Raw genomic sequence first — 4,120 nt, forward strand, 5'->3', positions numbered from 1 at the left:
CACGAGGTCATGCATGACCGGACATATCTCGCGCAGTGTCTTGCCGACGATGAGCGGTTGCCAGATTGAGTTGCCGGCCAGCTCCAAGTGGGCTATCGTGAACTCGATCAGGTCCTGTCCGCTGAACACGTCGTTCGGGTGTGCCATGACCGCGGTGAACGGATGGTTCTCGATCGGCTCGCCTTTCTTGTCCAGCATAATCCACGGTATCGCGGACGCCGCCTGGATGATTGTCCGGACGGACCGGTAGACGTAGACGCTGATTTTATAGCCTTCCCGGGTCGCCTTCCGGACCGTCATGTTGGAATAGATGGCGATGTCGGCCGGATGCGTGGCGATTACCTGGAACGGCGCAGCCGTCGTGGTGGCTTTCTTCGGTAGCAAAGCCAGGGCTGCTCGGGCGCGTATGTTCTCAAACATGTATCACCTCGGCTTGATCGGATTGATTTTCATAATGACAGACTCCGTTGTTGTCCACCCACCAGTACCAGGCGTAGTTCTGGATCATCGGGGTACCGCAGTACCGGCAATAGTAATTCCCACCGGTGTCCTGCACCCAGTCGTGGAAGCAGTACTCAGGCCAGACCGCCGTCTGCGGGTAGCTGGGTATGCCGTTGAATACTCCCATCACTTCCTCAAAACACCCACAGCACTATACCCGCTATTGCGAAACCAAGGGCGAGCAATCCTGCGACAACGATGATGTTAATCGCCAAGGCTATCCGCTCGTACATCAGTTCCTCCAAACCTTCGGAGCCGGCAGCTCTGGGAGCCGGCCAGTGGCTATCGCTTCCCCGAACGTAATCCAGCGGCACTTGACTGTGACACCAAACAGTTCGGCGATGGCACTGAGCTCCTCAACATACTTGAGTGCCACCTCGTCTGGTAATCTACCTTTGACGGTCAGGACGTCAAAGGTTTCCTTCTGCTCCCGAGTCAATTTGTCTTTGCTTATCATCCGAATATCACCTTTATTCCACATCCAAGTGCAATACCTACCAACACAACTGTAAGCAAAACCGTAAGGACGTCAGGCCATATCCGGCTCGCTCCCATAACGTCTTGTGTTGCTTCAAGCGGGTCTTCCGTTTTCATCTGACCACGGGCTCCTTATCTTCGCGTACACTTAAACTTGCTATCCCGTTTCGCAGTCTTGCCTTTCGAAGCCATATGACTACGCCTAGGGAGTTTCTTCTTCTTCATCCTACCATGAACTCCTTGCCTTGTATCCCTCTCATAAATGACAGGGCTTGGGTCGTGCTATCTACCTGGTCGTCATGTTCAGCATTTGGGAAAGCAGATAATTCCTCTATATAATCAAACTGCCAAGGGGCAGATTTGGGAATGAATACGCGCCCCGCCTCAATCGTTGGAGTCACAGCGTTTGCCCTTGCCACTTTATTACTATCAACCTTAACCGGTAATACTGGTATTTTGGTTTCGCGCTCAAGCTCCTGAATCAACGACTGGCCACTTGCCTTATCCTCAACTATCACGGCAGTCGGTTTGTCCCGTTCAAAAAGTGCTATGACAGTGCGTTTCAACTCCGGGAACTCTACCTTCCCCCGCCACACATCCAGTAGGTAGTATCCGGTCTGTGTCTCTCCCCATACTGTGCAAACAGAGTAATCGTTCTGTTGCTTATCCTTAAATGCCGTATCCCAGGAATGTATAATACGGATGAATTCAGGGCGCTCTTTATAATATTGCCACCAATCTCTCTTGATTATCTGCCCCTCTGCTATTGTGGGATTTCCCTGATAGAGAGATTCAAACGCCCTGCCCCCTATTGACGACCTGATTTTTTCCAGCTCTTCGAGGGGGTATCGTTCCGGCCACAACGCTTTACCGTCCTTGATAGCCGGGAAATGCAATACCGTCCACTGGTCGGATGCGGGGTCTTCGCGGGCTTGCTTGAGCAACCTTCCGACAAGGTCGTCCATGTGCCAGCGGGTCATGACGATTATTATAGCTGCGTCCGGCTCAGCGCGTGTCCTGAATACTGTGGTGTACCAGTCCCAGACCTTGTTTCGTATCGTCTGGCTGGAGGCTTCTTCCTCGTCTTTCACCGGATCGTCGATTATGCCGAGGTTAAAGCCTCTACCCGTCAAGCCACCACCGATGCCAACCGCGTAATATGAACCACCCTGTACGGTTCCCCATTCGTGAGCCGCCTGTCTCTCCGGGACGATTGTTTCTTGTCCGGCCCTTTCCGGTCTGTAGTGAACTTGAGGGAACAGGGTGGTCATTTGAGGTGAGACGAACACGTCCCTGGCTTTCCTGGAATGGGTCAGCGCTATCGATTCAGCGTATCCAGCCTGAACGATATAATCAATGGGGTGTCTTCCCAGATACCAGCAGGGGAATCTTAATGATATCTTCTCGCTCTTCCCGTGTCTCGGTGGTTCTATAACAATGAGCCGCTTGAGTTCTCCCCGTTCGACAGCTTCTAAAGCTACGTCAAGGTCGTTCAAATGTTCAGCGACTTCATATGTCGGCATCGTATACTGACAGAACGCGAGCAAGTTCCTACGGGCTTGGCGTCTCCTTAGAAGTTCCTCCGCTGCCTCTGCTTTTGATAATTTCGGTAAGCTGCTCGTCTGATAGGTCATGTTCTACCTTTATGGGTCCACCGCCAGCGCCAGCCAGATGGATGTTACGGCGATCCGCCCACCGCTTCGGGTCCCGGTTATATAGATAGACTTGAATGGCTGTGACGTTGCCAGAGTTGGCTGCTTCAAATAATGCGTTCTCCACTTTAGCGACGGCATCGGCCTCGGCATAGGACACGGCCTCGGCGAATTTCTTGTCAGCCTTCACACAGTCACTGATGGTGGACCTATGGACTCCCACCAGGGTCGCTGCGTACCCGCGCTGGTGACCTTCACTGAGATGTTTGAGGTACTCGGCCTTTTTGATATCGTCGAATTTGTAGGGGTGGCGGGTCTTTTTAGGAGTATCAGGTGTTTCCGGCTCTTTCTCGTTATGTAAAGTCTTGTCGTTCCCTCTAATGATAATAGCACCCCAGTATAATTGATTGGGATCCCTGAGATATTTGGTGCTATATACTAATGTCCATGGTTTGATGTAATCGATGAACCAGGGCAGCAGGGTCTTATTGAAGTAGAAGTTGAACTCTTTCCTCTTGTCGTCGGTTTTGGTGAGGATATGCTTCTCTCCGTCAGGTGTTCTATAGTGACCTGTGCGGATAATTGCCTGCCGTTGGCCGTCGGTAAAGAATATGACGCACTGAGGTGCGATTTTAGCCCCTTCCCAGAACTTTCTGAAGGAATCGTATGGGTAGCTGTAGGCGTCGAAGTCAGCCACATCGAATGTCGCAGTGGACTTATTGAATGGAAATCGGTCGCAGTCGGCCTCTATAATGACTGCGCTAGGCAACCGCTTCGACGCGGTGTTTACCCGAGCCGGATCGTTGTCGGCGCCGAAGATTTTCCGGTCACTATATAGAGCGGTGGCGATGTCACCATCTCCGATGAACGGTACATAGACGGCGTCATTGGTGGGACCGACCTTCTCCAGGAGACTCTTCCGGAGGGTCAATTTTCTTTCTATTTCAACATGCTGTTTCTTTTCGTTCTTCATTATAGTGGTAGCAGGGCTTGGAGTTGAACCAAGGTAGCCGGGGATATGAACCCCAGCCAGGGACCGCCCTTCCCTGCATGTCCTTTATACTCACCTTAAATGGCGAGACCCCCGGAGGCATGTCCAGGGGTCTCAATTGAATCCCGCGACTGCGGGCTTTTCAGAGCTTTGCGCTAATTATATACTCTAACATACTTGTGTGTTTTGTCAAGGTCTGAGGCTAATATCGAACATCTGGTCGTTTTTTCACGCTTAAAAACCGTTTGAGCCTATCTATACCATCTACGCCTGACGTTTTTCAGTGCTGTTCCGGTATCTTCTGCACCGCTATTCATTCTCTCCCCCAATCCTTACGCTGGGCGGTCAACTTTTGTAGAGCATCAGACTTTATTGCCTTGTAAAAAGCGGCAGCGGCTATCGCATCATAGGAAGCATATTGCTTTGTCTTTTCTGATAGCGGGATTTTCCCTCTTAGGCTTAATTCTTCAAGGTGGTTAATGACCGCCTTGTCCTGCTC

At 51.4% G+C, this 4,120-nt stretch carries 7 protein-coding genes; all 7 read right to left on the reverse strand.

Annotation, left to right across the window (positions count from 1 at the left end):
- Positions 1–420, reverse strand: a 420-nt coding sequence (locus tag KOO63_06075; protein ID MBU8921370.1) for a phage portal protein, incomplete at its 3' end; no start/stop codon positions are given.
- Entirely contained in the window at positions 413–631 is a 219-nt protein-coding gene (locus KOO63_06080) for a hypothetical protein (GenBank protein MBU8921371.1), read from the reverse strand. The genes KOO63_06080 and KOO63_06075, both read right to left, overlap by 8 nt.
- 102 nt (positions 632–733) lie before the next feature.
- Positions 734–958, reverse strand: a complete 225-nt coding sequence (locus KOO63_06085) for a hypothetical protein (protein ID MBU8921372.1) — start codon at positions 956–958, stop codon at positions 734–736.
- A complete protein-coding gene (locus tag KOO63_06090; protein MBU8921373.1) occupies positions 955–1,095 on the reverse strand; it encodes a hypothetical protein in 141 nt (46 codons plus the stop codon). Before KOO63_06090 ends, KOO63_06085 begins: the two co-directional genes overlap by 4 nt.
- 104 nt (positions 1,096–1,199) lie before the next feature.
- A complete protein-coding gene (terL, locus tag KOO63_06095) occupies positions 1,200–2,501 on the reverse strand; it encodes a phage terminase large subunit (GenBank protein MBU8921374.1) in 1,302 nt (433 codons plus the stop codon).
- A gap of 28 nt (positions 2,502–2,529) precedes the next feature.
- The gene (locus KOO63_06100) at positions 2,530–3,603 is read right to left on the reverse strand and encodes a hypothetical protein (GenBank protein MBU8921375.1); all 1,074 of its coding nucleotides are present in this window, start codon (positions 3,601–3,603) and stop codon (positions 2,530–2,532) included.
- A 331-nt stretch (positions 3,604–3,934) separates the two neighbouring features.
- The coding region (locus tag KOO63_06105; GenBank protein MBU8921376.1) for a hypothetical protein at positions 3,935–4,120 on the reverse strand (186 nt) is incomplete at its 5' end.

It is taken from the genome of Candidatus Latescibacterota bacterium, from assembly GCA_019038625.1.
Classification (GTDB): Bacteria; Krumholzibacteriota; Krumholzibacteriia; order Krumholzibacteriales; family Krumholzibacteriaceae; genus JAGLYV01.

Excerpts from the sequence above, each read along its gene's own strand:
- KOO63_06100 (MBU8921375.1), bottom strand. The coding sequence starts at position 3,603 with ATGAAGAACGAAAAGAAACAGCATGTTGAAATAGAAAGAAAATTGACC.
- KOO63_06085 (MBU8921372.1), bottom strand. The coding sequence starts at position 958 with ATGATAAGCAAAGACAAATTGACTCGGGAGCAGAAGGAAACCTTTGAC.
- terL (MBU8921374.1), bottom strand. The coding sequence starts at position 2,501 with ATGCCGACATATGAAGTCGCTGAACATTTGAACGACCTTGACGTAGCT.
- KOO63_06090 (MBU8921373.1), bottom strand. The coding sequence starts at position 1,095 with ATGAAAACGGAAGACCCGCTTGAAGCAACACAAGACGTTATGGGAGCG.